Origin of the sequence: Pengzhenrongella frigida (assembly GCF_004168625.1) — a bacterium.
Taxonomy (GTDB): Bacteria; Actinomycetota; Actinomycetes; order Actinomycetales; family Cellulomonadaceae; genus Pengzhenrongella; species Pengzhenrongella frigida.
The window spans coordinates 20995-47712 of sequence record NZ_SDWW01000037.1; the positions used below are offsets into that span (position 1 = coordinate 20995).

Consider the following 26718-nt stretch of genomic DNA (forward strand, 5'->3'; position numbering starts at 1 on the left):
CCGCTCGGACTACTTCTTCGCTGCGACCTTCGCCGCGCGCGCCTCGATGACCGCGAGCATCGTCCGGACACCGACTCCGGTGCCACCCACGGACGTGTAGCCGTGCGCGGCCTTCTCGTTGTACGCGGGGCCGGCGATGTCGAGGTGGGCCCACGGCGTCGATCCGACGAACTCCTTCAGGAAGAGCCCGGCGGTGAGCATCCCGCCCCACCGGTCGCTGATGTTGGCCAGATCGGCGAACTTCGAGTTCAGCCCCGGGCGCAGGTCCTCGGGCAGCGGCATCGGCCAGAACTGCTCGCCGGCGACGCCCGCGGCGTCGATGACCTCGGCGCGCACGTCGTCGGTGCCCATCACCGCGGACACGCGATTGCCGAGGGCGACCATCTGGGCGCCGGTGAGCGTCGCGATGTCGAGCACGACGTCGGGCTTCTCCTCGACGGCGGCCACCAGGCCATCGGCCAGGACCAGGCGGCCCTCGGCGTCGGTGTTGAGGACCTCCACGGTCTTGCCGCCGCGGATGGTGATGACGTCCGACGGCCGCTGGGCCGAGCCCGACGGCATGTTCTCCGCGATGCAGAGCCAGCCGGTCACGGCGACGGGCAGCTCGAGCCGGGCCGCTGCGATCACGGTGTGCAGCACGGCGGCGGCACCGGACATGTCCGACTTCATCGCCTCCATGCCGGCCGCGGGCTTGATCGAGATGCCGCCCGAGTCGAACGTGATGCCCTTGCCGACCAGCGCGACCTTCGCCGACGGACGCGAGGGGGCGTAGCTGAGCTTCACCAGGCGCGGTCCGCGGGCCGAACCCTGCCCGACGGCGAGGATGCCGCCGTACCCGCCGGCCGCGAGCGCCTTCTCGTCGAGCACGGTGACCTTGACGCTGGTGCCCTTGGCCGCGGCCTTGGCCAGGTCGGCGAAGGCCTCCGGGAACAGGTCGTTCGGCGCGGCGTTGATCAGGTCGCGCGTGGCGTGGACCGCGGCGGCGATCGCCTCGGCGCGGGCGACCGCGGCCTTGGCCGCACCCTCGCGCACGAGCGGGGTGACGATCTCGAGCGCGGTGGGCGGGGCGGACTTGGCGGCCGCCTTCGCGTCGCGGTAGCGCGTGTAGGAGTAGGCCCCGAGCAGGGCGCCCTCCACCACGGCCGCGAGCAGCTCGACGTCGTCGGCCGGCAGGGCCAGCGCGACCGACTCCGCACCGGCGAGCTCGCGCGTGGCGGCACCGGCCGCGCGGCGCAGGGTCTCGGCGGAGTAGCGGTCGGTCTTGGCGCCCAGACCCGTCAGGACGAGCACGGGCGCGGCGATCTCGCCGGCGGTCGGGACCTTGCGGACCTCGTCGGCGGCTCCCGTGATGCCGAGGGTCACCGCCGCCCGCAGGATGTGGTTGCGCAGCGCGGCGGGCAGCGCGTCGGCGGACACGAGCACGACGCCGTCGTCGGTGGTGGCCGTCGCGACGACGAGGGCGTCGGCAGCGAGGCGGGCGGGGTCTTTGGCAGTCAGGGTCAGTGGCACCTCTCGATGGTAGTCGCCCGGCGCGCGGCTGCCATGGGTGCGTGGTGGGCGTCACCACCGGACGGCGGCTGTCGCGCGGGTGCCGCCACTAGCCTGTGGACCGTGGTCATCCCCCTCGCGCTCACCGTCGTGATCCTCGCGCTCGCGCTGGCGGCGTGGGCCGGGGTCTTCGCGGTGCGTGACCGCGCCGTCGTGCTCCGTCAGCTGTGGGGTGCGGCCGTGGTCGAGGGTGCCCTCCTCGTCCAGGCGGTGGTCGCGATCGTCGTCGCCGTCTCCGGGACGCAGGTCCACGACGCCGTGACGTTCTGGGGGTATGTCGCGTGCTCCCTGATCGTCCTGCCGATCGCCGCCGCCTGGGCGTTCGCCGAGCGGACCCGCTGGAGCTCGGTGGTGCTGGTGGTCGCGGCAGTGACTGTCGCGTTCCTCCAGTGGCGGCTGCTCCAGATCTGGGGCGCGGCATGAGCGCGCCGAGCGCGACGGCCGCATCGACGGCGCGGGGGCCGGGGCGCGTGCTCGTGGCCGTCTATGCCGTGTTCGCACTCGCCGCCAGCGCGCGGGCGGGGGTGCAGCTCGTGCGGGACTGGCACGAGGCCCCGCTCGCGTACGCGCTGTCGGGGCTGGCCGCCGTCGTGTACGTCGTGGCGACCCTCGCCCTGGCCCGGGGCTGGCGCGTCGTCGCGACCGCGGCCGTCAGCGTCGAGCTGGTCGGGGTGCTCGTGGTCGGCGCGTTCTCGCTCGCGGACCCGGCCGCCTTCCCGCGTGCCACCGTCTGGTCGGCGTTCGGGCAGGGGTACGGCTACGTGCCGCTCGTGCTGCCGCTGCTCGGCCTGCTCTGGCTCCGGCACACGCGGCCGCGGCCGACGGAACCCGCGCGGTCGACCTTCGAGCCGGCGTGACCCGTGCGGGCGCGACCCGCGCAGTGGTGAACGCAGGCCCCCGATCCCTGCCCGCGACGGCTAAGTTGGGCGGCGTGTACCCCCTTCTCTTCAACCTCGTCTTCCGTCGGATGGACCCCGAGCGCGCGCATGAGATCGGCTTCCGGGCCATCCGGGCCGCGGCCGCCGTGCCGCCGCTCGCCGCCGTCCTGCGCCGCGCGCTCGCGCCGGGTGCGGGCGCCCGCGTACGCGCGTTGGGGATCGACTTCCCGGCGCCGTTCGGCGTCGCGGCGGGCTTCGACAAGAACGCCGTCGCGGTCCGCGGGCTGACGATGCTCGGGTTCGGCTTCGTCGAGGTCGGCACGATCACCGCGCACGGGCAGCCCGGGAACCCTAAGCCGCGGCTGTGGCGGGTGCTCGACGAGCGTGCGATCCGCAACCGGATGGGCTTCAACAACGAGGGCGCCGCGGCGGTCGCCGCCCGGCTGCGTCGCCTGCGGGCCACCCCAGCCGGGCGGGCGCTCGTCGTCGGGGTCAACATCGGCAAGACCAAGGTGACGCCCGCGGCCGACGCCGCCGCCGACTACGCGACGAGCGCGGGACTCCTCGCCCCATACGCGGACTACCTGGTCGTCAACGTCTCGTCCCCGAACACCCCCGGCCTGCGCGACCTGCAGTCGGTCGATGCGCTGCGCCCGATCCTCGTGGCGGTCCGGGCCGCGGCCGACGCCGCGCCGTCGCCCCGCGGGTCCGGCGTCCGCGTCCCGCTGCTCGTCAAGATCGCTCCCGACCTGTCCGACGACGACATCGACGCGATCGCCGACCTCGCGACCGAGCTGGGCCTGGACGGTGTGGTGGCGGTGAACACGACGATCGCGCACAGCTACGGCGAGGGCGGGCTGTCGGGCCCGCCGGTCTTCGAGCGCGGGCTCGACGTCGTGGCCCGGCTGCGGACCCGGCTCGGGCCCGCGCCGGTGATCATCGGCGTCGGCGGCATCTCGACGCCGGCCGACGCGCGCGAGTACCTCGCGGTCGGCGCCACGCTGGTGCAGGGCTACACCGGGTTCATCTACCGCGGGCCGTTCTGGGCCGCACGGATCAACCGGGCGCTCGCAGCCGACGGCGCGCAGCGCACCGATCCGGTGACGGCATGATCCGCGCGCAGTGGGAGTGGGCGCTCGAGGACGCAGCCGGCGTGCGTCTCGACCGCCCGATCAGCCCCGTGTTCGGCAACCAGTTCGACGCCGAGCAGTGGCTGGGGGAGAACTGGCGCGACCTCGCCAAGCAGTCCGCCGCCGTCGCGCGCCTCCTGCACGACGGCGTCCAGGCCGCGGCGCCCGTCACCCTCCGGATCCCGTGAGCCCGGCGAACCCCCCGGAACCTGTGGCGACGACTGACGGTGCGCCGGTTGTGACCGGTGCGCCGGCCGGGACCGGTGCGCCGGTTCCGGTCGCCCGCGCCGCCGTGCCGCGCCCGGCGGGCGTGCCGCGTCGGGGCGCGCAGCTGTTCGCGGGACTCGTGCTGTACGCGGTGTCGATCTCGCTGATCGTGCACGCCGCGCTGGGCAGCATGCCGTGGGACGTGCTGAGCCAGGGCGTCTCGCGCCAGCTCGGCTGGAGCTTCGGGACGGTGACGATCGCGCTGAGCCTGGTCGTGCTCGCGTGCTGGATCCCGCTGCGCCAGCGCCCCGGCTTCGGAACCGTGGCGAACGTCCTGGTCATCGGGCTGCTGGTCGACCCGTTCCTCGCGCTGCTCGCCCGGCTGCCCGACCTCGCGTGGCCGGCAGCGGCGGCGATGACGGTGTCGGGGATCGTGCTCAACGGCCTGGCCACCGCGCTGTACATCGGGGCGCGGATGGGACCCGGGCCGCGGGACGGGCTGATGACCGGGCTCGTGGCCCGCACCGGACGGCCGGTGCGGGTCGTCCGGGTCGTCATCGAGGTGGTCGTCGTAGCGCTCGGGTGGGCGCTCGGCGGGACGGTCGGCTGGGGCACGGTCGGCTACGCCCTCGCGATCGGCCCGATCGTCCACGTCCTGCTGCCGCGCTTCACCCTCCGGGCGACCCCGACCCCGACCCCGACCCCGACCCCGACCCCGACCTCGACCCCTCGCTGAGCACCGCCCGCTCCCGGCCGCGCTGGTCCGGGAGTCGCAGGACTCTCCGGACCAGCGCGCCGGCGCGTGAGCCTCAGACCGGGCGGGTCTGCGGCGCGGTGCGCGCGGTCATGGCCGCATCGCGCACGACGGCGTCGCCGAGCACCTCGTCGATGCGGGCCAGCAGCTCCGCCGGGATCGTCACGCCCGACGCCTTCGCGTTCTCGACGACCTGCTCCGGCCGGGAGGCGCCGATCAGGGCCGCCGCGACGTTGTCGTTCTGCAGCACCCACGCCACCGCGAGCTGCGCGAGGGACAGGTCGAGCTCCGCGGCGATCGGGCGCAGGCCCTGCACCCGGGCCAGGACGTCGTCGTTCATGAACCGCTTGATCATGTTCGCGCCGCCCTTCTCGTCGGTCGCACGCGAACCGGCCGGCAGCGGCTGACCGGGCACGTACTTGCCGGTGAGCACGCCCTGGGCGACGGGCGACCACACGATCTGAGACATGCCGAGCTCGCGTGACGTCGGGACGACCTCGGGCTCGATCACGCGCCACAGCATCGAGTACTGCGGCTGGCTGGAGATGAGCTGGAACCCGAGCTCCTTGCTCAACGCGTGGCCCGCGCGGATCTGGTCGGCCGTCCATTCGCTGACGCCGATGTAGAGCGCCTTGCCCTGCCGGACGATGTCGGCGAACGCCTGCATCGTCTCGGCGAGCGGGGTCTCGGTGTCGTACCGGTGGGCCTGGTACAGGTCCACGTAGTCGGTCCGCAGGCGCCGCAGCGAGCCGTCGATCGACTCCATGATGTGCTTGCGCGACAGCCCGCAGTCGTTCGGGCCGCCGGGGCCGGTCGGCCAGTACACCTTGGTGAAGATCTCGGTCGACTCGCGGCGCACCCCCGCCAGCGCCTCGCCGAGCACGGTTTCCGCCGCGGTGTTCGCGTAGACGTCCGCGGTGTCGAAGCTCGTGATGCCGACGTCGAGCGCGGCGCGCACGCACGCCTTCGCGGCGTCGTTCTCCACCTGCGAGCCGTGCGTGAGCCAGTTGCCGTAGGTGATCTCGGAGATCTTCAGACCGGAGTTGCCAAGGTAGCGATGGTTAACCATGGCTCGACCCTACGACCTGGGTCCGACACGCTTGCGCCGGGCTCCGCCGCGCCGCGCTGCGGTCGGGTCGCCCCGCCGCCGTCAGCGAACCGAGCGGGTCAGACCGGGTACTCGCCGTGCTTGACCTGCGGCTTCGGCAGGCGTGCCCGGCGGATCTGGAACCCGCGCATGACGGCGTACATCGCCAGGCCCTTGAGATAGGTGTCGGCCCCGAACTTCGTGAGGATCCGCTTCTTGAGCCCGCGCCACATGACGAACGCGTCGATCACTGTGACCAGCACCACGACGTACAGGGTGAGCACCACGACCGTCGACACGGCCGCGTTGGTCGCGAACGCGAACGTCATCACGACGAAGACCATCGCGATCGGCAGGAAGAACTCGCCGAGGTTCCAGCGGGCGTCGACGTGGTCGCGCACGTAGCGGCGGACCGGCCCCTTGTCCTTGGCCGGCAGGTACTTCTCGTCGCCGGTCTGCATCGCCTGGTACTCGCGATCCCGCTGGGCGCGGGCAGCGACGCGGGCCGTCTTGCCAGCAGCCTTGCGGTCGGCCGGGACCAGGGGGCGCTTGTTCAGCGCCTCGGAGGTCTTGCGCTTCGGGGTCGGGTGGCCCTTGCCCGCCTGGACGGTACGGCTAGCGGCCGCATCGTCCTCGGGGACGGTCGGCTGGGCAGAGTTCGACTTGCTACGGAAGAGCACGCCCCCAGGATAGTCGAGGCCCGGGGGTAGCGTGGTCGCTCGTGACCGAGCCGAGCACGACCCCCACGGACCCCACCGAACTCCTGCGCCCACGCGTCGCGGCCGCCTTCCCGGGGCTGCGCGCCGATCTGGAGGCCCTCGTCCGGATCCCGAGCGTCTCGAGCGGCGCGTTCGACCAGGCGCACGTGGCCGCGAGCGCCGCAGCCGTCGCCGAGCTCCTGCGCGGCGTCGGTCTGCCCGAGGTCCAGGTCCTGCAGGCCGACCGCCCGGACGGCCGTCCCGGCGCCCCCGCGGTGATCGCTCGCCGGCCCGCTCCGGCCGGGGCCCCCACCGTCCTGCTCTACGCGCACCACGACGTGCAGCCCCCGGGCGCCGACGAGGGCTGGGACACCGTGCCGTTCGAGCCCACCGAGCGCGACGGGCGCCTCTACGGGCGCGGCGCGGCGGACGACAAGGCCGGCGTGATCGCGCACGTCGGTGCCCTGCGGGTGCTGGCCGACGAGCTCGGGGTCGGCGTGACGGTGTTCGTCGAGGGGGAGGAGGAGGTCGGGTCGCCGTCGTTCGGCGCCTTCCTGGCGAAGTACGCCGACCTGCTCGCCGCCGACGTGATCGTCGTCGCCGACTCGGCCAACTGGAAGGTCGGCGTCCCCGGCCTGACCACCTCCCTGCGCGGGCTCGTGGACCTCTCGGTCGAGGTCGCCGTCCTGGACCACGCGGTGCACTCCGGGATGTTCGGCGGCCCGGTGCTCGATGCCCTCACGCTGCTGTCTCGCCTGATCACCACCCTGCACGACGACGCCGGGGACGTCGCCGTCGCGGGCCTCGTCAGCGCCCCGGACCCGGTGGTCGACTACGACGAGGCCGAGCTGCGGGCCGACGCCCATCTGATCGACGGCGCCCATCTGGCCGGGACGGGACCGCTCACCGCGCGGCTCTGGACCCGCCCGGCGCTGGCCGTCATCGGCATCGACGCGCCGAGCATCGCGCTGTCGTCCAACACCGTCGTCCCGCGGGCGACCGCGAAGCTGTCGCTGCGGATCGCCCCGGGACAGGACCCGGCCGCGGCCTACGACGCGCTGCGCGCCCACCTGGTGGAGCACGCGCCGTTCGGTGCCCGGGTGACCGTGACACCCGGTGAGCTCGGCCGCCCGTTCAAGGCGCCGGCAGACTCCGAAGCGATGCGGGCCGCGCGCTGGGCCTTCGAGCAGGCCTGGGGCACCGCACCCGTCGACATCGGCATCGGCGGTTCGATCCCGTTCATCGCCGACCTGCTCGAGGCCTTCCCGGACGCCGCCATCCTCGTGACCGGCGTCGAGGACCCGGACTCGCGCGCGCACGGCGCGAACGAGTCCGTCCACCTCGGCGAGCTCGAGAAGGTGATCCTGGCGGAGGCTCTCCTCCTGACGAAGCTGGCCGAGAGCTGAGGCCACCCGGCGCGCCGGACCAGGTCAGGTGAGGCGGATCGCGCGGGACCAGGTGCTGACCTCGTCGGGGAGCTCGGGGCTGACGCGGTCCGCGCCGAACGACTCCGCGACGTCGGGCGCCGGGACCCCGCCGCCGGTCCGGGCGAGGAAGCGGGCCGCGACGATCGCCTCGGCCACCACCTCGACGTCCCCGGAGGGACGGCGGCGCTCGAAGACCTGCTCGAGGTAGACCACCCGGTCGTCCCAGCCCAGGACGCGGGTCTCGATCTCGAACCGCTCCCACAGCTGCAGCGAGCGCCGGAAGCGGATGGACTCGCCGACCACGACCGGGTACCACCCCTGCGCGGACACCGCCGCGTGCACGCCGGTCCGGAGCATCATGTCCACCCGGCCGAGGTCCATCAGTGACAGGTAGACGCCGTTGTTCATGTGCCGCAGCAGGTCGAGGTCGTTGGGCAGCACGCGCAGCGCCGTGCGGCGCGGGACGAACGGCGAGTCCGCCTGCCAGCCCGCCCGCCGTGCGTCGAGTCGGGCGCGAGCGACGATCCAGGCGAGGCGCAGCAGGCGATTCATGTGCGCGATCGTGCCATGCGCGCCCGCCGCCGGGGCACAGAACGGTGCGGGCAGCCGCGCGTGGGGCGGCAGTGACGGAAGTGGCGGGAGGGACGTCCCGCGCGTCGCACCAGCACCACGCGTCACCCGCGCGGCTGTGCGCACCGGCGGGCGACGGTCAGACGGGGCAGACGGGCGGGCGGCGGTCAGACGGGGGGCGACGGGTCGTACTGGATCGCGCGTCGCACCTGGGCGGCCACCTCGCGGCTCTCCAACCGGGCGACCAGGTGCAGGGCCATGTCGATGCCGGCGGACACCCCGGCGGCGGTGATCACGTCGCCGTCGTCGACGAACCGCGCCTCGGTGTCGGGCAGCACGCTCGGCTCGATCGCGGCGAGCTCGTCGAACGCCCCCCAGTGGGTGGTCGCGGGCCGGCCGGCGAGCAGCCCGGCCGCCGCGAGCACGAGCGCGCCGGTGCAGACGCTGGTCACGAGCGGGGTCTCGGCGCGGATCGACCGGACCCAGTCGAGGTGCTCGGAGTCCTTGGCCAGGACCCGGGTCCCGCCGCCGCCGGGATAGACCAGCACGTGCAGCGGGACGACGTCGTCGGCCGCGCGGTCGGGCACGATCCGCAACCCCTTGGCCAGCCGTACGCCCGAGCCGTCGGTGGAGAAGGTCAGGACCTCGGGTCTCAGCTCGGACAGGGCGGCCCACGCTGCCAGCACCTCGTAGGGCCCGACGACGTCGAGCTCCTCCGCATCGTCGAACACGAAGATGCCCACCCGCAACGGGCTGCCGGTACTCATCGGGGTCTCTCCTCCTGTGCCGGCGTGCCTCCCGGCCCGCCGCATCTGGACAGCCGGGTCAGTGTCCGGGCAGCGCGAGCATCTGATCGAGGGCCACCTTGGCCCAGTGCGCATCGTCGGGGTCGACGACGATGCGGTTCACCGTGCGTCCGGCGAGGAGCGACTCCATCGTCCAGACGAGGTGCGGCAGGTCGATCCGGTTCATGGTGGAGCAGAAGCAGACGGTCGAGTCCAGGTAGTGCACCCGCTTGTCCGGGTGGGCGAGCGCGAGGCGGCGCACGAGGTTCAGCTCGGTGCCCAGGGCCCAGGCGGACCCGGGCTCGGCGGCGTCGAGCTGCTTGATGATGTACTCCGTCGAGCCGACGAAGTCCGCGGCCTCGACGACCTCGTTCGTGCACTCCGGGTGCACCAGCACGTTCACGTCCGGGACGGCGGCGCGGATGTCGAGCACGTTGCGCACGGAGAACCGGCCGTGCACGGAGCAGTGCCCGCGCCACAGGATCATCCGGGCGGCGGCCAGCTGGTCCGCGGTGAGTCCGCCGTTCGGCTTGCGGGGGTCGAACACGACGCAGTCCTCGAGCGACAGCCCGAGCTCGCGGACGGCGGTGTTGCGACCGAGGTGCTGGTCGGGCATGAACAGGACCTTGCCGGTGCCGTCCACGCCGCCGACCTTGTCGAACGCCCACTTCAGCGCGACGTGCGCGTTCGACGACGTGCACACCGTCCCGCCGTGGCGGCCGGTGAACGCCTTGATCGCCGCCGAGGAGTTCATGTAGGTGACGGGCACGGTCGCCTCGGCGATGCCGGCGTCGGCCAGCACGTCCCACGCGTCCTCGACCTGGTGGATCGCGGCCATGTCGGCCATCGAGCAGCCGGCGGCCAGGTCCGGGAGCAGCACCTGCTGGTCGTCCGTGGTGAGGATGTCGGCCGACTCGGCCATGAAGTGGACGCCGCAGAAGATGATGAACTCCGCCTCGGGGCGGGCGGCGGCCTCGCGGGCGAGCTTGAACGAGTCGCCGGTGACGTCGGCGAAGTCGACCACCTCGTCCCGCTGGTAGTGGTGGCCGAGCACGAAGACCCGGCTGCCCAGCGCGGCGCGGGCGGCCCGGGCCCGCTGCACGAGGTCGGGGTCGCTCGCGGCCGGCAGTGCGCCCACGCACTCCACGCCGCGTTCGGAGGCGAGGTCGACCCCGCGCCCGAGCAGCAGCAGGGCCGACGGCGCGGGCTCGGTGAAAGGACTGGTGGCGGTGGTGCTCACGGCATCAATCTTCCCACAACCGTCTTCCGACGATCGATGCTGCGACGACCAGTTCGTCCCGGCCGCACCCGAGGTGCGCGCCGTGGGGCGCGGTCCGGGCCCGGCGTGGGCCTGTGCCAGGATCCAACGCATGCGCGTTGTGATCGCCCCCGACTGCTTCGGCGGAACCCTGACCGCCACCGAGGCCGCTGCGGCGCTGCGGGACGGTTGGTTCCGCGCGGCCCCGCAGGACGTCGTCGACCTGTGCCCGCTGGCCGACGGCGGGCCCGGGTTCCTCGACACGGTGCACGCCAGCCTCGGCGGCACGCTGCTGGCCGCCACCGTGCGCTCGCCGGTGCACGACGACGTCCCGGCGGCCGTGCTGGTCGTGGACGGACCCGACGCGGTGCGCACCGCCTACCTCGAGAGCGCCCAGGCCGCCGGGCTCGCCCTGGTGGCGCCCGAGCGACGCGATCCGACGGTGACCACGACGTACGGCGTCGGCCAGCTGCTCCGGGTGGCGCTCGACACCGGCGCACGACGGATCGTGGTCGGGCTCGGCGGCTCGGCGACCAACGACGCCGGCGCGGGGATGCTCGCGGCCCTCGGGGTCGGTGCCCCGGACGGGATCCTGACCCGCGGCGGCGGGACGCTCGGGCTCGTGGCGCCGACCGACCTGACCGGGCTCGCCGAGCTGCGTGCCTCGCTGTCGGGGGTCGAGCTGGTGGTCGCCACCGACGTCGATGTGCCGCTGCTCGGCCTGCACGGCGCGAGTGCCGGATTCGCCCCGCAGAAGGGCGCCACGCCCGAGCAGGCGCAGGAGCTCGAGCGCGCGCTCGGGCACTTCGCGCACGCCGCGGTCGCCGGGCTCGGTCCGGATGCGGTCCGACCCGACCTGCTCGCGTCGTCCCGGACCGCGTCGCCCGCGGCGCGCCTGACGGGGTTGCCGGGTGCGGGCGCGGCCGGGGGGCTGGGGTTCGCCCTCGCCCTGCTCGGTGCGCGGATCGTGTCCGGCTCGGGCCTCGTGGCCGACGTCGTGGGGCTCGGCGCGCGGATCGCGGCCGCGGACCTGGTGGTAACGGGGGAGGGGCGGCTCGACTGGCAGTCCCTGCACGGCAAGGTGGTCGCCGCCGTCGCGCACGCCGCGCTCGCGGCCGGGGTGCCGACGGTCGTGATCGCCGGACAGGTCGAGGTGGGTCGCCGCGAGTGGGCGGGCGCCGGGATCGCCGGGGCCTACGCGGTGGCCGACACCCCCGAGCAGCTCGTCGCGTCGCTCGCCGACCCGGCCGGCACCCTGTCCGACCGGGCCCGGCGGGTCGCCCGGACCTGGTCGCACTGACGACCTACTGGGGTGCGCGGCGAAGTCGACGTACCCTGAACGGGAACAACCGGGCGAGCACGTGCTGTTGACCCGTTAACGAGCTTCTCGGGAGATCGCGTCCTGGGGACCGTCGAGACCTTCGGAGTGATGATGAGCGAAACCACTGAGACCACCACCGAGACCGCGACGCACGGCGTCAAGCTCAGCGATGTGGCCGCGGCCAAGATCCGCAGCCTGCTGGAGCAGGAGGGTCGCGACGACCTGCGCCTGCGCGTCGCCGTGCAGCCCGGCGGATGTTCCGGCCTGATCTACCAGCTGTACTTCGACGAGCGCGTGCTCGACGGCGACGCGCTGCGCGACTACGACGGCGTCGAGGTTGTCGTCGACCGCATGAGCGTGCCGTACCTCGACGGCGCGACGATCGACTTCGCCGACACGATCGAGAAGCAGGGCTTCACGATCGACAACCCGAACGCCGGCAGCTCGTGCGCGTGCGGCGGCTCGTTCGGCTGATCGTTCGCCCCGCTCCGACAGCACCACATCTCGACGGCACGACACTCTGACAGCCACGACACGCTGACAGCAGAGCCCCGCAGCGTCCGGACGGACACCGCGGGGCTCTGCTGCGTCTCAGCCGCTCGTGCGGACCGTGATGGCGAGGACGTCGCCGTCGGTCATCGCGACGCGGTCGCTTCCCGATACGGTCTCGATCGACACGAGCGCATGGCCCCGCAGCCGGGCCCACGCAGGCACGTCGTGCCGGGCCGCCGGATCGGTGGTGAGCACGGTCAGGACGGTGCCGCCGGGAGCGTCGCGGGCCGCCTTGGCCAGCTCGATGACGGGCAGCGGGCAGCGCAGGTGCCGCGCATCGACGACGACGGGCTCGGCGCCGGTCACAGGTCGCGCACCCCGAGCACGTCGCGGACCCGGGCGACCGCAGCCGGCAGCACCGCGAGGAACCGGTCGACGTCGTCGTCGCGCACGCCGACGGGCAGCGTGAGCCGCACGTTGCCGTGGGTCAGCACTCCCATCGCGGCCAGCACGTGGCTCGGCTCCAGCGCGCTCGACGTGCACGCCGAGCCGGAGCCGACGGCGAAACCCTGCCGGTCCAGCTCACCGGTGAGCGCCTCGCCGTCGACGAACAGGCAGGAGAACGTGACGACGTGGGGGAGCCGGTCGGTGGGGTCGCCGACGACCTCGACGTCGGGCACCGTCGCCGCCACCGTGCGCCGGATGCGGTCGACGAGCCCGCGGCGATGGGTGTCCGCGGCGGCCCGCTCGGCGACGGCGTGCTCGAGCGCCACCGCGGCGGCCAGGGCGGCCGGCACGCTCACCCCGCCGGGGAACCACGCGTCCTCGTCCGCCGGCCAGTCCGGCGACCAGCGCACGCGCGAGCGCACCACGAGCACGCCCAGCCCGCCGAGGCCGCCCCAGTCGCCGGGATCGGCGGCGAGCACGTCCCAGTCGTCGGGGATCGCGACGTGCCCGACGGCGGCGCCCGCGTCGACGAGCAGCGGTACCCCGGCGCGGCGGGCCGCCGCCGCGACCGCGGGGACCGGTTGCAGCGTCCCGACCTCACCGTTGGCCACCTGCAGCGCGGCGAGCGCCACGCCCGGTGCGGCGACGGCGTCGGCCATGGCCGCGACGTCGACCCGGCCGAGGCCGTCGACCCCGACGATCACCCGGCGGCCCGGGGCCGCACCCGGCGCACCGGCGGCGACGAACTCGGCGGCGGCCAGGACGGCGGCCCGTTCGACCGCGGACACCACCACATCGCGGCCCACCCGCCGTCGACCCCGGGCGATGCCGCGGACCGCCGCGTGCAGCGACGCGGTGTGCGAGCCGGACAGGAACACCTCTTCGGTCCGGGCGCCGAGCGCGGCGGCCAGCGCGGCGCGCGCGCCGTCGAGCAGCGCGCGGGCGCGGCGCCCCTCGGTGTGCAGCCGACGAGGGTCGGCCCACCCCTCGTCCAGGGCCTGGTCAAAGGCCGCGCGGGCCGCCGGGTGCAGCGGCGCGTGGCCGCTCGCATCCAGGAACGTGCGTCGGTTCGTCATGGCGTGCGTCACACCCGCCGGGAGGTGCCTGGGGGCTGTGGGGTGCCTGTGCTGCTCACCCCCCGCACGCTAGTGCCCGCGCCGGTGGGTGACGTGCTGCGGCGGGTCCGGCGGGCGGTCGCACCGAGGCCGGGTCCGACCGCGCGCGAGGCCAGATGCACGCTACTATGCGCGAGACGAGGACGAAGGTCCCGCACCAGCGGTGCAGTGATCCGGCGGCCGCTGACGGACGTGACGCGAGAGGTCGTACCTTGCACTCGGATTCCACCCGCCGACACCGGCGCCCGGCACTGAGGGTCGCAGCAGTCGCGGCCCTGGTCGCGATCGTGCTCACTGGTTGCTCCGCCGAGGCGCAGCGGGGCTTCCTGCCCGGTTTCACCGACGGCGAGGTCACGAACCAGACCGCCCGCATCACGAGCCTGTGGGTCGGTTCCTGGGAGGCCGCGCTCGCGGTCGGTGTGCTCACCTGGGGCCTGATGCTCTGGGCGATCGTGGTGTACCGCAAGCGGAAGAACGACGACACGCTGCCGGTGCAGCTGCGCTATCACGTGCCCCTCGAGATCATGTACGTGATCCTGCCGATCCTCATGATCGGGGTGCTGTACTTCTACACGGCCCGCGACATGAGCGCGATCACCGACACCACGACCCATGAGCCCGATCTCACGGTCCAGGTGATCGGCAAGCAGTGGAGCTGGGACTTCAACTACGTCGACGAGGACGTCTACGAGACCGGGGTGCAGGCCGAGGACGTGGGCGCGTCCGGCAGCCTGGACCTCCTGCCGACGCTCTACCTTCCGGTCGACCAGCGCGTGGAGTTCGTGCTGGACTCCCGCGACGTCATCCACTCGTTCTGGGTCCCGGCGTTCCTGTACAAGCTCGACGTGATCCCCAACCGGACCAACACGTTCCAGATCGTCCCCACCCGTGAGGGCGTCTACACGGGCAAGTGCGCGGAGCTGTGCGGTGAGGAGCACTCGTCGATGCTGTTCAACGTGGCTGTCGTCTCGCAGGCCGAGTACGACAAGCAGATGGAAGCCCTGCGTGACAAGGGACAGACAGGGCAGCTCGGCATCGAGTTCAGCCGGCTGCAGGATGCGCGGACCTCGCTCGGTCCGCAGGAGATGGACAACTGATGGCCGCCACGACCGCACAGATCCCCGGTCTGGCCCCGGCGCGCCAGTCGCTGGGCCGCCAGGTGATCAAGGTGATCACCTCGACCGACCACAAGACGATCGGGTACATGTACCTGGTCACGTCGTTCATCTTCTTCGCCATCGGTGGCTTGATGGCGCTGCTGATCCGCGCGGAGCTGTTCGAGCCCGGCATGCAGATCCTGTCGAGCAAGGAGCAGTACAACCAGCTCTTCACGATGCACGGCACGATCATGCTGCTGCTGTTCGCGACGCCGCTGTTCGCCGGCTTCGCGAACGTCATCATGCCGCTGCAGATCGGTGCGCCGGACGTCGCCTTCCCGCGGCTGAACATGTTCGCGTACTGGCTCTACCTGTTCGGCGGGCTGATCGCCAGCGCCGGGTTCTTCACCCCGCAGGGAGCCGCGTCGTTCGGCTGGTTCGCGTACGCGCCCCTGTCCAACGCGGCCTTCTCACCGGGCCTCGGCGGTGACCTCTGGGTCTTCGGCCTGGCGATGACCGGGTTCGGCACCATCTTGGGTGCCGTCAACTTCATCACCACGATCGTCACCATGCGCGCGCCCGGCATGACGATGTTCCGGATGCCGATCTTCACCTGGAACACCCTGGTGACGAGCATGCTCGTGCTGATGGCGTTCCCGCCGCTGGCCGCGGCCCTGTTCGCGCTCGGCGCGGACCGGCGCCTGGGGGCCCAGGTCTTCAACCCCGAGAACGGGGGTGCGATCCTCTGGCAGCACCTGTTCTGGTTCTTCGGGCACCCGGAGGTCTACATCATCGCGCTGCCGTTCTTCGGCATCGTCTCCGAGATCTTCCCGGTCTTCAGCCGCAAGCCGATCTTCGGCTACAAGGGTCTGATCTACGCGACGATCGCGATCGCTGCGCTGTCCATGACCGTGTGGGCGCACCACATGTACGCCACGGGCGCGGTGCTGCTGCCGTTCTTCGCGCTGATGACGATGCTGATCGCGGTGCCCACCGGGGTGAAGTTCTTCAACTGGATCGGCACGATGTGGCGCGGCAAGCTCACGTTCGAGACGCCGATGCTCTGGTCCCTCGGGTTCATGGCCACGTTCCTGTTCGGCGGCCTGACGGGCGTGATCCTGTCGAGCCCGCCGCTGGACTTCCACGTGACCGACACCTACTTCGTGGTCGCCCACTTCCACTACGTCATCTTCGGCACCGTGGTGTTCGCGATGTTCGCCGGCTTCTACTTCTGGTGGCCCAAGTTCACCGGGCGGATGCTCAACGAGTCGCTCGGCAAGGTCCACTTCTGGTTGACGTTCATCGGCTTCCACACGACGTTCCTCATCCAGCACTGGCTCGGGGTGGAAGGCATGCCCCGGCGGTATGCGGACTACTCGCCCGAGGACGGCTTCACCTTCATGAACCAGGTGTCGACCGCGGGCGCGATCATCCTGGCGGCGTCGACCCTGCCGTTCTTGTGGAACGTCTACATCACCTGGCGCAACGCGCCCCTGGTCACGGTGGACGACCCGTGGGGCTACGGCGGTTCGCTCGAGTGGGCGACCAGCTGCCCGCCGCCGCGCCACAACTTCACCTCGCTGCCGCGGATCCGCTCGGAGCGACCGGCCTTCGACCTGCACCACCCGGAGGTCGCGGCCATGGACCATGCGGAGCCCGACCCCGGACTCCTCGATCAGCTGCTCGGTGAGCCCGACCGCATCGGTGCCGATGGCCACGAGGGGGAGATCCGATGAAGGTCGAGACCAGGCTCTTCCTGTGGATGGCGCCGTTCTTCGGGCTCTGCGCCGCCGTGTACGGCTTCTGGAGCGGGTGGGAGCCGGTCGGGTCGGCCGCGCTCATCATGGTCGCGCTCCTCATGGCGATGATCGGCGCGTACTTCACGCTGCTGATCAAGCGGATCGACTCCCGACCGGAGGACGACCCGCTGGCCGAGATCGAGCAGGGCGCCGGCGACCAGGGCGTGTACAGCCCGTGGAGCTGGTGGCCGCTGGTCATCGCGCTCGCTGCCGCGATCGCGTTCCTCGGCCTGGCGATGGGCTGGTGGATGCTCCTCATCGCGATTCCCGTCGCCGTCGTCGGCCTGTGCGGCTGGGTCTTCGAGTTCTCCACCGGTCAGCACGCGCACTAGCCCCGATCCAGACGAACGAAGCGCCGGTGACCTCGAGGGTCACCGGCGCTTCGTCGTATGGGGGAGGTCAGGCGGGAACGATGAGGCCTGACGTCTGGGTGGTCGCCCGGGCGAAGCGCTCAGCGGCGTCGGCCCAGTTGACGATGTTCCACCAGGCCTTGACGTAGTCGCCCTTGACGTTGACGTAGTCGAGGTAGAAGGCGTGCTCCCACATGTCGAGGACCACGATCGGGACCAGGCCGAGCGCGATGTTCCCCTGCTGGTCGTGCAGCTGCACGATCACGAGGCGCTGGCCGATCGAGTCCCAGGCCAGGATGGACCAGCCGGAGCCCTGGATGCCCAGTGCGTTCGCCGTGAAGTGCTTCTGGAAGCCGTCGAACGAGCCGAAGTGCTCGGTGATCGCGGCGCTGAGCTCACCGGTGGGCTTGTCGCCGCCGTCGGGCGAGAGGTTCTTCCAGAAGACCGAGTGGTTGACGTGCCCACCGAGGTTGAACGCAAGGTTCTTCTCGAGGAAGGACACGGTCGCGAACGAGCCGCTCGTGCGTGCCTCGGCCAGCTGCTCGAGGGCGGTGTTCGCGCCGGCGACGTAGGCAGCGTGGTGCTTGTCGTGGTGGAGCTCCATGATGCGGCCGGAGACGTGCGGCTCGAGGGCCGAGTAGTCGTAGGGCAGGTCCGGGAGGGTGTAGTCAGCCATGGATGCGAAGCCTCTCCAAGTCAGGCCGCAGCTCGCTGCGGCGATCGGGGTACCACCTTGCGGTGCCCCCAAGTTAGCGGCGTTCAGCGGGTGAACGCCATTGCCTGGTCCAACCAAATGGTCGGATCAATAATTCCGGGTGTCGGAACCCAGGTCGTCGTCGTGGTCCGCAAGCCGTCGACCGCCGCCCGAGACGGCGCCGCCGACCAGGGGGGCCTCCGTGGCTGCACCGACGGCCTCGTGCCCGCCGTGCGGCTCGGCGCTCTCGAGGGCGTCGTGCGCCCCGTGGGCGTGTGCGGCGGCAAGCTCGGCGGGCGTGACCGGCTCGACCCGATCCTCGAAGAACGTGCGGGACACCCGCTGGCGCAGGAGATCACGGCGGTAGCCCTTGCGGCGCACCCCGCGAGAGTCGTGGGCCGGCGCGATCTGGAGCGGCGCGTGGGCGTCGTAGTTGACCCGGAGCCACCGCTCCTCGTCGCTCAACGGCTTGTGGACCTCGATGTACTCGCCATGGGCGAAGCGCACGATCCGGCCGGTCTCGTGACCGTGCAGCACCAGCTCGCGGTCCTTGCGCTGCAGGCCCAGGCAGATGCGCTTGGTGACCCAGAACGCGATCGCGGGCACCACGAACAGCAGCACCCGCAGGGTCCAGGTGATGTCGTTGATCGACAGGCTGAAGTGGTCGGCGATGATGTCGTTCGCGCCGGACAGGATCAGCACGATGAAGGCCGAGAGGACCGAGACCCCGGTGGCGGTGCGGAAGGGCACGTTGCGGGGCCGGTCGAGCACGTTGTGCACCCGCTTGTCGCCGGTCGCGAACGCCTCGATGAACGGGTAGAGCGCGAGCACCCCGAAGAGCACCCCGGGAACCACCATGGCGGGGACCAGCACGTTCAGCGAGAGCGTGAAGCCGGCGATGACGAACTCCGTCTGGCCCGGCATCAGTCGGACGGCGCCGTCGAGGAAGAGCATGTACCAGTCGGGTTGGGCGCCCGAGGACACCGGCGACGGGTCGTACGGGCCGTAGTTCCAGACCGGGTTGATCGACATCGTCGCGGCCATCAGGGCGATCACGCCGAAGACGATGAAGAAGAACCCACCGGCCTTCGCGGCGTAGATCGGGAAGAGCGGGTAGCCGACGACGTTCTTGTCGGTGCGTCCGCCACCCGGGTACTGCGTGTGCTTCTGCAGGAACACCAAGAACAGGTGCGCGCCGATGAGCGCGAGGATCAGCGCCGGCACGAGCAGGACGTGGATGGTGAACAGGCGCGGGATCAGGTCCTGGCCGGGGAACTCGCCACCGAAGATCCAGTACGAGAGGTAGGTGCCGATCACAGGGACCGCCATGACGATGCCGTCGGTGATCCGCAGGCCGTTGCCCGACAGGACGTCGTCGGGCAACGAGTAGCCCGTGAAGCCGGCGACCAGGCCCAGGATCATCAGCGTGAAGCCGATCAGCCAGTTGAGCTCGCGCGGCTTGCGGAAGGCGCCGGTGAAGAAGACCCGCATCATGTGCGTGACGATCGCGGCCATGAACAGCAGCGCCGCCCAGTGGTGGACCTGCCGCATGAGCAGCCCGCCGCGCACCTCGAACGACAGCCGCAGGGTCGAGGCGAACGCCTCGGACATCGGCACGCCGTTCATCGCGGCCCAGGGGCCGTCGTACTCCGTCTCGGCCATGCTCGGCACGAAGAACGCCGTGAGGAAGACGCCCGAGATGAGCAGCACGACGAACGAGTACAGCGCGATCTCGCCCAGCATGAAGGACCAGTGGTCCGGGAAGATCTTGCGGGACAGGCCCTTCACGGCGGCGGCGATGCCGGTGCGCTGGTCCAGGTAGTCGGCGGTGGCACCCGCTGCGCGGGCACCGCCCGAGGGGGTCGTCGTGGTCATTTCAGGCGCTCCCAGAAGCTCGGACCCACTGGTTCGGTGAAGTCGCTCTGCGCGATCAGGTAGCCCTCGTCGTCGACCTCGATCGGCAGCTGCGGCAGCGGGCGCTTGGCGGGGCCGAACAGCACCTTGGCGCCGTCGGCGACATCGAACGTGGACTGGTGGCACGGGCAGAGCAGGTGGTGCGTCTGCTGCTCGTACAGGGCGACCGGGCAGCCGACGTGGGTGCAGATCTTGGAGTAGGCGACGATGCCGTCGTAGGACCAGCCCTTGCGGTCCTCGGCCTCGGTGAGGTCGCGGGGGTCGAGCCGGATGAGGAGCACGACCGCCTTGGCCTTCTCGTCGAGGGGGTGCTCGGTGTCCTCGAGACCCTCGGGGATCACGTGGAAGACGGAACCGATCGTCAGGTCGGACGCCTTGATCGGCCGACCGGAGGGATCGATGGTCAGCTTCATGCCCTTGCGCCACATCGTGCTCTTGAACTTCGAGACGTCCCAGTCCTCGCCGACGTTGCCGACGAGCGGGACGACGACGGTGAGGGGAGCGAGCAGGAGGGCCGAGACCATCGCGCCCTTGAGCACCCCGCGGCGGCCGATGGCGGAGTCCTGCGCACCCTCGCGCAGCATCTCGACGGCGGCCGCCCGGGTCTCGTCCGAGCTGCGCAGCGTGTGCCGGTCCTCGGCCTTCTCCTCGGAGTTCATCAGCGACTTGGCCCAGTGCACCACGGCTGCGCCGATCCCGAACATGCCGAGGAACAGGCCGAGTCCGAGCAGCAGGTTCGACTGCCGCATGCTGGCCACCGTCTCGCCCGGCGGTACGGCGAAGTAGGCGACCAGGAAGCCGATCGTGCCGAGCACGGACACCGCGAACAGCAGGACGACCTGCCGCTCGGCCCGCTTGTTGGCCGCCGGGTGGAGGTCGGACTGCCTCGGCTGGTGCTCGGGGTGGCCCGGGTCGGTGAAGTGGGTGGGGACGCCGGCCTGCCCGTCCGGTGCGGCGAGGTCCTGCGACGGGTGGCCCTTGGCCGGGTTCTGCTGGTTCATGAGGACTTGGCTCCGATCCAGACGGCGCAACCGAGCAACAGGCCCATGCCGACGACCCACACCCACAGGCCTTCGCTCACGGGGCCGATGGCGCCGAGGTCGGCGCCGCCCGGCGAGCCGGACCGCTGCGCCTCGACGTACGAGATGACGTCGCGCTTCTCTTCTGCGGTGAGGACGTTGTCGTTGAAGACCGGCATCGACTGCGGGCCGGTGAGCATGGCCTGGTAGATGTTCCGCGCACTGGTGTCCCACAGTGCGGGGGCGTACTTGCCGCCCGAGAGGGCGCCACCGGCGCCGACCGCGTTGTGGCACATCGCGCAGTTGGTGCGGAACAGCGCCATGCCGTTGGCGACGTCGCCCTGCGAGCCGTCGATCTCCTCGTCCGTCGGGATCGCGGGACCGGCGCCGAGGGAGGCGACGTAGGCGGCGAGCTGTGCGGTCTGCTCCTCGTTGAACTGGGGCGTCTTGGCGGGGGCCTGCGGGCCGTTGGCCTGCATCGGCATGCGGCCGGTGCTCACCTGGAAGTCGACCGCGGCAGCGCCGACGCCGATCAGGGACGGCACACCCTCGGAGCCCTGGGCGTTCATGCCGTGGCAGGTGGCGCAGTTCGCCTGGAACAGCTTCATGCCGAGCTCGACGTCGCTGGCGGTCGCGACGGATGCGGTGGCGGTGGCCGTGCTCGGAGCGAGGGCGGCGTACAGACCGCCGGTGATCAGCAGTGCCAGCAGGAGCAGGGCCGTCGGGGCGAACCGGCTGCGCCTGCGGGTGGCGAGTGCCTTCACGATTGGATCCTCGTCTCGCATGGGGGAGTGGCGGAGGTGCTGGTGGCGGCCGCGGCGGCGCGGGCGGTCACTGGATCAGGTAGATCACGGAGAACAAGGCGATCCAGACGACGTCGACGAAGTGCCAGTAGTACGACACCACGATCGCCGTCGTGGCCTCGTGGTGGCCGAAGCGCTTGGCGGTGAAGGAGCGGCCGAGCAGGAACAGGAAGGCCAGCAGCCCACCCACCACGTGCAGGCCGTGGAACCCGGTCGTGAGGTAGAAGACCGAGCCGTAGGGGCTCGACGCGATCGTGAGGCCCTCGCTGACGAGGCCGGCGTACTCGTAGATCTGTCCGCCGATGAACACCGCGCCCATGAGGTAGGTGAGCGTCATCCACTCGTTCATGCCCCAGCGGTTGACCTGGACGAGCGAGCCGCTGCGTCGGGGTTGGAACCGCTCCGCGGCCCACACGCCCATCTGGCACGTCACCGACGACAGCACCAGGATCGTGGTGTTCACCACCGCGAACGGGAGATTGAGCAGCGGCGTCTCCCGCGCCCACTCGTCGGGGACCGTCGACCGGAGAGTGAAGTACATCGCGAACAGGCCGGCGAAGAACATGAGTTCGCTGGCCAGCCACACGATGGTGCCCACCGACACCGGATTGGGACGGTTGACGCTCACGTGGAGGGAGGCGCTCGGAGCAGCCGTTGAGGTCGACACGTTCGCCATTATGGAGGAAAGTCCCGGGGAATGGGTCATTAGACCTAGGCGAAGTGCGGTCGTGTGTGTCACAGATTCGTCACAGTCGCAGATCGGGGCCGTTTCGGCGGTGGCGCACGGCACGGTTCCGCCCGCGCGTGCGGTCCCCGGCGCCGTGGCGTGCCAAGATGCCAGGACCAGTGCACGGCAAGCACCAGCGAGGGCGAGCATGACCACGGAACTGCAGGACACGGCAGGCACGACGGCGAGCGCGAGCGGTCCCCGCGTGCTGCTCTACAGCGACGACAGCGACACCCGGGCGCAGGTGCTGCTCGCCGTCGGGCCCCGCCTGTCGCGAGGCGCGCCCGACATCGAGTGGGTGCAGACGGCGACCCACGCGGCCGTGCTCACCCACGCGGACGCCGGGGGCTTCGATCTGCTCGTGCTCGACGGCGAGGCGGCGAAGTCCGGCGGGATGGGCCTGTGCCGCCAGCTCAAGGACGAGCTGTTCCAGTGCCCGCCGATCCTCGTCCTGACCGGCCGCCCGGAGGACGCCTGGCTGGCCTCGTGGTCCCTCGCTGACGGGGTGATCGCCCGACCGTTCGACCCGATCGAGCTGCAGAGCACCGTCGCCCGCCTGCTGGCGGCACCCGTCACCCCATGACCGAGACCACCTGGCCCGAGCTGCTGACCTGCCTCGTCGGCAGGCAGGACCTGTCCGAGCGACAGACGTCCTGGGCGATGGACCAGGTCATGGCCGGTGAGGTTCCGCCGGCGCGTCTGGCCGGGTTCCTCGTCGCGCTTCGCTGCAAGGGCGAGACCGTCGAGGAGCTGACCGCGCTCTCCGACACGATGCTCGCGCACTCGCTCCGGTTCGCCGTCCCCGGGCGCACCGTCGACCTGGTCGGCACCGGGGGCGACCGGGCGCACACCGTGAACATCTCGACCATGGCGGCCCTCGTCGTGGCCGGGACCGGCACCACCGTCGTCAAGCACGGCAACCGCGCGTCGTCGTCGTCGTCCGGATCGGCCGACGTGCTCGAGGTGCTCGGCATCCGGCTCGACCAGCCCGTCCAGCGGGTCGCGGCGATGGCGGGCGAGGTCGGGATCACCTTCTGCTTCGCGCAGGTGTTCCACCCCTCGATGCGGCACTCCGCGGCGGCTCGGCGTGAGCTGGGGATCGCGACCGCGTTCAACTTCCTCGGGCCGCTCACCAACCCGGCGCAGCCGGGCGCGACGGCGGTCGGGGTCGCGGATGCGCGGATGGCGCCGCTCGTCGCGGGCGTCTTTGCGCGCCGCGGCACCGATGCGCTCGTGTTCCGCGGCGAGGACGGACTCGACGAGCTCGCGCCCACGGCGCGGTCGCACATCTGGGAGGTCCGCAACGGGGAGGTCACCGCCTCGGTGCTCGATGCCGTGGCCGACCTCGGCCTGGCGCCCACGACCGTCGACGACCTGCGGGGCGCCGACGCCGGCTACAACGCCGAGGTCGCCCGTCGCGTGCTCGCCGGAGAGACCGGTCCGGTGCGCGACACCGTCCTGCTCAACGCCGCCGCAGCCCTCGTGGCCGACGGCGTGCTGGCCGGCACCGCCACCGGGTCGCTGGCCGACCGGCTCCTGGCCGGCATGGGACACGCCGCTCGCGCGGTCGACGACGGCGCGGCGGCCGACGTGCTGGCCCGCTGGGTCACAGCCTCGGCGTAGCCTGCCGGCGCACCGGGCCCTCCCGCCGGCGCACCGGGCCCTGCACCCACCGAGCTGCGGTGGGTGCGGTCAGTCCTCGATGCCGAGGGCGAAGGCCTGCTCCAGGTCGTGCTTCGAGTAGGTCCGGAACGCGATGTAGGTCTGGGTGCGCAGGACGCCCTCGACCTTGCTCACCTGGTCGGCGATGACGTCGGCCAGCTCCTCGTGCTCGCGGACCCGCACCATCGCGATCAGATCGACCTCGCCCGTGACCGAGTACACCTCGCTCACGCCCGGGAGATCGGCGATCGCCGCGGCGACCTCCGGGATTCGGCTGGCGTCGACGTCGATCAGGACGATGGCAGTGAGCATGGGTTTCCTCCGACGGCGGCAATGCGGGACCTGCGGGTGTGGTCTCCCATCATGCCGTGCGCGCCGGCGCGGGGACGGCGAGCCGCAGCCGGGCGACGATCGCCGCCGTGCGCGCCGGGTCGGTGTAGGCGTCCGCGCCATGCACCGGGCAGCACCGGCCGGACACGGTCGGGTCGTGCTGCGTCGGGTCGTGGTCGGTCGGGTCGTGCTGCGCCGGGTCGTCGTGTGCCGTGGGATCGCGCGGCGGGGCGAGGTCGACGAGCCGGACGCCCGGTGCGTCCAGCCAGGCGAGCAGCAGGTCCGCCTCCTCGGGGTGGGCGGCCGGTGCCGGCGAGGTGGGCGCCGCGACCTGTTCGGCGGTCAGGCGAAGGGCGGCGATGGCCGCGCGCGGATCGGTCCGCCGGTCCACCGCGGCGGTACCGGCGAGCCGGCCGTACCGCACGAGGACGATCTCCCAGCCGCCGGCGTCCGTCCGGCACGCGGCGATCATCTCCGCGCAGCTCGCGAGCGGGGCCAGGCGCTGGGCCCGGGCGGCGCCGCGGACGAACGCGTCGAGCCGGTTGCGCACGTCACCGGCCTCCTCGAAGCGCTCGGCCTCGATGTAGGTCGCGATCCGTGCGGCGTGGGCGAGCACGACGGGTGCCGGGTCGGTGAGCATCGCGGCCCGGACAGCGAGGATGCTCCCGACCTCGAGGACCGTGGTCCCGCGGGTGCCCGGGGTGCGGGGGACGAACGTCGCGTGCAGCGCGTCGACGGCGAGCTGCGCGGCCGACCGCGCAGAGAACGGCCCGATGTGCGCCAGACCGGGCTGGACCTCCCGGACGATCTGGAGCCGTGGTCGAGTGCCCTCGACCAGGCGGATCCACGGCATCCGCTCCGGGAACCGTGAGCGTCGGTTGTATCGCGGAGAGTGCTCGGCGATCAGCCGCAGCTCGCGCACGCGTGCCTCGAGCGTCGTCGCGCACACCACCGGCGTGACGGCGTGCGCGAGGCGGACCATCTCCGTCATCCGACCGCGCTTCTCCGCCGCGGTGAAGTAGCTGCGCACGCGGGTCCGGATCGAGCCGGACACCCCGACGTACAGGACCTCCTCGCCGGGGCCACGGAACATGTACACCCCGGGGGCATCGGGCAACCCGTCAGCGAGCGTCCGCTTGCGGCGCACGTCCGCCGGCACCGGGTCGGTCGCGGTCGCGAGGTCCTCGAGGTGCGTGATCCCGAGCGGGGCCAGGCGGGACAGCAGCGCGTGCAGCACGTCCACGGTCGCGCGGGCGTCCGACAGGGCGCGGTGGTCGGGGGTCACCGACGCGCCGAACAAGGCCGCGAGGGTGCCGAGCTTGTGGTTGGGGGCCTCGTCGCGCAGCACCACCCTCCGGGCGAGCTTCACGGTGTCGAGCACCTGGTTGCCCGGCCACGGATGCTCGCAGCGCGCGGCTGCCGCCTTGAGGAAGCCGATGTCGAACGGCGCGTTGTGGGCGACCAGCACCGAGCCGCGCGCGAACTCCAGGAAAGACGGCAGCACCTGTTCGATGCGGGGTGCGCCGGCGACCATCGAGGTGGTGATCCCGGTGAGGGTCTGGATGAAGGCCGGCACCGGGGTGCCCGGGTTGACCAGGGTCTGGAACTCGCCGAGCACCTCGCCGCCGCGGACCTTCACGGCGCCGATCTCCGTGATCGCACAGGTGAGCGGCGTGCCGCCCGTGGTCTCGAGGTCGACGACGACGAACGTGACCTCGTGCAGCGGGGTGCCGAGCTCGTCGAGTCCGAGCTGGACCGGTCGCCCGACCGTCGAGGGGACGAGATCCTCGCGGCGCAGGCGACGCACTGTTGGCATGGACGGACCGTAGCCGTTGGTGCTGACAGGGTTTCGCGCCGTCGCGGCACGACCGGCAGACGAGCAGGTCAGTGCACGAGGCTCACATCCTCGTGGCCGCATCCGATGGGGAGGAGAACGCGCACAGCGAGTGCGTCTGGCAGACAGGATGTCGCGTGGCAGGGTCGAGAGCCGTCACGACGGCGATGCAGCCGGGTCGGCTTCCCGGGTCGGGGGGCGCGACCGGCGCGTTCCCGCGCACCGCGCTGCGGCCTCGGCCCGCCCCGAGCCTGGGGCAGTGGCTGGCAGAGGTCCCCGCCGCGTTGCGGACCCCCAGCTGGCGGCGCGCGTTCGCGTACTGGGCGCTCGTCGGTGCGCTCCTCGACATGGCCACCACGATGATGCTCGGACGGGTCGACGGCATCTACGAGGCGAACCCGCTCTCGGCCGCGGGCCAGGCGTTCGTCGGGTCGGTGCCGATCTACATGATCGCGACGACGTTGGTCGTCGGTCTGGTCGTGCTGGTCCTGGCGGTGAAACCGGTCGGGCTTGCGACCCGCCTGGTCTGGTGGGCCGTCGCCGGCCTCGGCGCGGCGAAGATCGCGGTGGCCGTGCACAACCTCGTCGTGCTCCAGGTCGCGGTGAACGCCTCGATCGACCGGCTCTGACGCGCTGCGACCCTGACTCGCTGCGCCCCTGACGCGCTGCGCGCTGCGCAGGCCCGCGTCGAAGGTCGTGATGCTCCTATAGGTGTCAAGCGGCCTGAAGCCATTGGCGGTAGGCGTCGGCGAGTTCGTCGTCGCGGGTCAGT

General features: G+C 71.9%; 29 protein-coding genes. 14 read left to right on the forward strand and 15 right to left on the reverse strand.

Going from position 1 to position 26718, the window contains the following annotated elements:
- Positions 1-9: 9 nt before the first annotated feature.
- Complete coding sequence (locus EUA98_RS14315; RefSeq protein ID WP_130103371.1) at positions 10-1509, reverse strand: leucyl aminopeptidase; 1500 nt, start codon at positions 1507-1509, stop codon at positions 10-12.
- Between the two features lie 102 nt (positions 1510-1611).
- Here EUA98_RS14315 and EUA98_RS14320 point away from each other — a divergent pair, with 102 nt between their 5' ends.
- The 5 genes from EUA98_RS14320 to yczE all read left to right on the forward strand — a co-directional run bounded on the left by EUA98_RS14320 (position 1612) and on the right by yczE (position 4499).
- On the forward strand, positions 1612-1971 hold the full coding sequence (locus EUA98_RS14320; protein WP_130103372.1) for a hypothetical protein: 360 nt from the start codon (positions 1612-1614) through the stop codon (positions 1969-1971).
- Entirely contained in the window at positions 1968-2405 is a 438-nt protein-coding gene (locus EUA98_RS14325) for a hypothetical protein (RefSeq protein WP_130103373.1), read from the forward strand. The genes EUA98_RS14320 and EUA98_RS14325 overlap by 4 nt, the downstream gene beginning before the upstream one ends.
- A gap of 74 nt (positions 2406-2479) precedes the next feature.
- Positions 2480-3538, forward strand: a complete 1059-nt coding sequence (locus EUA98_RS14330; protein ID WP_130103374.1) for a quinone-dependent dihydroorotate dehydrogenase — start codon at positions 2480-2482, stop codon at positions 3536-3538.
- A complete protein-coding gene (locus EUA98_RS14335; protein WP_130103375.1) occupies positions 3535-3744 on the forward strand; it encodes a hypothetical protein in 210 nt (69 codons plus the stop codon). The genes EUA98_RS14330 and EUA98_RS14335 overlap by 4 nt, the downstream gene beginning before the upstream one ends.
- A 50-nt stretch (positions 3745-3794) precedes the next feature.
- A complete protein-coding gene (yczE, locus tag EUA98_RS19815; RefSeq protein ID WP_165372843.1) occupies positions 3795-4499 on the forward strand; it encodes a membrane protein YczE in 705 nt (234 codons plus the stop codon).
- Positions 4500-4572: 73 nt separating this feature from the next.
- Here yczE and EUA98_RS14350 read toward each other — a convergent pair whose 3' ends face one another.
- Both EUA98_RS14350 and EUA98_RS14355 read right to left on the reverse strand, forming a co-directional pair.
- Complete coding sequence (locus EUA98_RS14350) at positions 4573-5586, reverse strand: aldo/keto reductase family protein (RefSeq protein WP_130103377.1); 1014 nt, start codon at positions 5584-5586, stop codon at positions 4573-4575.
- 98 nt (positions 5587-5684) lie between these two features.
- Positions 5685-6284 (reverse strand): DUF3043 domain-containing protein, encoded by a 600-nt coding sequence (locus EUA98_RS14355; RefSeq protein WP_130103378.1) that lies wholly within the window; start codon positions 6282-6284, stop codon positions 5685-5687.
- Between the two features lie 41 nt (positions 6285-6325).
- Here EUA98_RS14355 and EUA98_RS14360 point away from each other — a divergent pair, with 41 nt between their 5' ends.
- Positions 6326-7708: a dipeptidase gene (locus EUA98_RS14360; protein ID WP_130103379.1), complete on the forward strand. Its 1383-nt coding sequence runs from the start codon at positions 6326-6328 to the stop codon at positions 7706-7708.
- A gap of 24 nt (positions 7709-7732) precedes the next feature.
- On the opposite strand, the gene EUA98_RS14365 is transcribed toward EUA98_RS14360, so the two are convergent.
- From EUA98_RS14365 to nadA, 3 genes are all read right to left on the reverse strand, one after another.
- Positions 7733-8281, reverse strand: coding sequence for an acyl-CoA thioesterase (locus EUA98_RS14365; protein ID WP_130103380.1), 549 nt, complete (start codon positions 8279-8281; stop codon positions 7733-7735).
- A 185-nt stretch (positions 8282-8466) separates the two neighbouring features.
- A complete protein-coding gene (locus EUA98_RS14370) occupies positions 8467-9066 on the reverse strand; it encodes a DJ-1/PfpI family protein (protein WP_130103381.1) in 600 nt (199 codons plus the stop codon).
- A gap of 58 nt (positions 9067-9124) precedes the next feature.
- Positions 9125-10333 (reverse strand): quinolinate synthase NadA, encoded by a 1209-nt coding sequence (gene nadA, locus EUA98_RS14375; RefSeq protein WP_434063501.1) that lies wholly within the window; start codon positions 10331-10333, stop codon positions 9125-9127.
- A gap of 121 nt (positions 10334-10454) precedes the next feature.
- Here nadA and EUA98_RS14380 point away from each other — a divergent pair, with 121 nt between their 5' ends.
- Both EUA98_RS14380 and EUA98_RS14385 read left to right on the forward strand, forming a co-directional pair.
- Positions 10455-11642: a glycerate kinase family protein gene (locus EUA98_RS14380; protein WP_130103383.1), complete on the forward strand. Its 1188-nt coding sequence runs from the start codon at positions 10455-10457 to the stop codon at positions 11640-11642.
- 132 nt (positions 11643-11774) lie between these two features.
- A complete protein-coding gene (locus tag EUA98_RS14385; protein ID WP_130103384.1) occupies positions 11775-12137 on the forward strand; it encodes a HesB/IscA family protein in 363 nt (120 codons plus the stop codon).
- A gap of 117 nt (positions 12138-12254) precedes the next feature.
- On the opposite strand, the gene EUA98_RS14390 is transcribed toward EUA98_RS14385, so the two are convergent.
- Both EUA98_RS14390 and EUA98_RS14395 read right to left on the reverse strand, forming a co-directional pair.
- The gene (locus tag EUA98_RS14390) at positions 12255-12521 is read right to left on the reverse strand and encodes a sulfurtransferase TusA family protein (protein WP_130103385.1); all 267 of its coding nucleotides are present in this window, start codon (positions 12519-12521) and stop codon (positions 12255-12257) included.
- Positions 12518-13678, reverse strand: a complete 1161-nt coding sequence (locus tag EUA98_RS14395; RefSeq protein ID WP_130103386.1) for an aminotransferase class V-fold PLP-dependent enzyme — start codon at positions 13676-13678, stop codon at positions 12518-12520. Before EUA98_RS14395 ends, EUA98_RS14390 begins: the two co-directional genes overlap by 4 nt.
- 251 nt (positions 13679-13929) lie before the next feature.
- On the opposite strand from EUA98_RS14395, the gene ctaC reads away from it, so the two are divergent.
- Genes ctaC through EUA98_RS14410 form a run of 3 tightly spaced genes read left to right on the forward strand, consistent with a single transcriptional unit; the run spans position 13930 to position 16945 of the window.
- A complete protein-coding gene (gene ctaC, locus EUA98_RS14400) occupies positions 13930-14814 on the forward strand; it encodes an aa3-type cytochrome oxidase subunit II (protein WP_242511539.1) in 885 nt (294 codons plus the stop codon).
- The gene (gene ctaD / locus EUA98_RS14405; RefSeq protein WP_130103388.1) at positions 14814-16550 is read left to right on the forward strand and encodes an aa3-type cytochrome oxidase subunit I; all 1737 of its coding nucleotides are present in this window, start codon (positions 14814-14816) and stop codon (positions 16548-16550) included. Before ctaC ends, ctaD begins: the two co-directional genes overlap by 1 nt.
- On the forward strand, positions 16547-16945 hold the full coding sequence (locus EUA98_RS14410) for a cytochrome c oxidase subunit 4 (RefSeq protein ID WP_130103389.1): 399 nt from the start codon (positions 16547-16549) through the stop codon (positions 16943-16945). The genes ctaD and EUA98_RS14410 overlap by 4 nt, the downstream gene beginning before the upstream one ends.
- 67 nt (positions 16946-17012) lie before the next feature.
- On the opposite strand, the gene EUA98_RS14415 is transcribed toward EUA98_RS14410, so the two are convergent.
- The 5 genes from EUA98_RS14415 to ctaE form a co-directional block, all read right to left on the reverse strand.
- Entirely contained in the window at positions 17013-17639 is a 627-nt protein-coding gene (locus EUA98_RS14415; protein WP_130103390.1) for a superoxide dismutase, read from the reverse strand.
- A 126-nt stretch (positions 17640-17765) separates the two neighbouring features.
- The gene (gene qcrB / locus EUA98_RS14420) at positions 17766-19532 is read right to left on the reverse strand and encodes a cytochrome bc1 complex cytochrome b subunit (protein ID WP_130103391.1); all 1767 of its coding nucleotides are present in this window, start codon (positions 19530-19532) and stop codon (positions 17766-17768) included.
- The gene (qcrA, locus tag EUA98_RS14425; RefSeq protein ID WP_130103392.1) at positions 19529-20572 is read right to left on the reverse strand and encodes a cytochrome bc1 complex Rieske iron-sulfur subunit; all 1044 of its coding nucleotides are present in this window, start codon (positions 20570-20572) and stop codon (positions 19529-19531) included. The genes qcrB and qcrA overlap by 4 nt, the downstream gene beginning before the upstream one ends.
- A complete protein-coding gene (gene qcrC / locus EUA98_RS14430) occupies positions 20569-21354 on the reverse strand; it encodes a cytochrome bc1 complex diheme cytochrome c subunit (RefSeq protein WP_130103393.1) in 786 nt (261 codons plus the stop codon). Before qcrC ends, qcrA begins: the two co-directional genes overlap by 4 nt.
- A gap of 67 nt (positions 21355-21421) precedes the next feature.
- Positions 21422-22069 (reverse strand): aa3-type cytochrome oxidase subunit III, encoded by a 648-nt coding sequence (gene ctaE / locus EUA98_RS14435; protein WP_207219101.1) that lies wholly within the window; start codon positions 22067-22069, stop codon positions 21422-21424.
- A gap of 199 nt (positions 22070-22268) precedes the next feature.
- Between ctaE and EUA98_RS14440 the strand changes: the two genes are divergently transcribed.
- Positions 22269-22703, forward strand: coding sequence for a response regulator transcription factor (locus EUA98_RS14440; RefSeq protein ID WP_130103395.1), 435 nt, complete (start codon positions 22269-22271; stop codon positions 22701-22703).
- A complete protein-coding gene (gene trpD / locus EUA98_RS14445; RefSeq protein ID WP_130103396.1) occupies positions 22700-23743 on the forward strand; it encodes an anthranilate phosphoribosyltransferase in 1044 nt (347 codons plus the stop codon). The genes EUA98_RS14440 and trpD overlap by 4 nt, the downstream gene beginning before the upstream one ends.
- Positions 23744-23812: 69 nt before the next feature.
- Here trpD and EUA98_RS14450 read toward each other — a convergent pair whose 3' ends face one another.
- Positions 23813-24094: an Lrp/AsnC family transcriptional regulator gene (locus tag EUA98_RS14450; RefSeq protein WP_130103397.1), complete on the reverse strand. Its 282-nt coding sequence runs from the start codon at positions 24092-24094 to the stop codon at positions 23813-23815.
- 49 nt (positions 24095-24143) lie between these two features.
- A complete protein-coding gene (locus EUA98_RS14455) occupies positions 24144-25928 on the reverse strand; it encodes a DEDD exonuclease domain-containing protein (RefSeq protein ID WP_130103398.1) in 1785 nt (594 codons plus the stop codon).
- A 155-nt stretch (positions 25929-26083) separates the two neighbouring features.
- Between EUA98_RS14455 and EUA98_RS14460 the strand changes: the two genes are divergently transcribed.
- Positions 26084-26575, forward strand: coding sequence for a hypothetical protein (locus EUA98_RS14460; protein WP_130103399.1), 492 nt, complete (start codon positions 26084-26086; stop codon positions 26573-26575).
- Positions 26576-26718 lie beyond the last annotated feature (143 nt).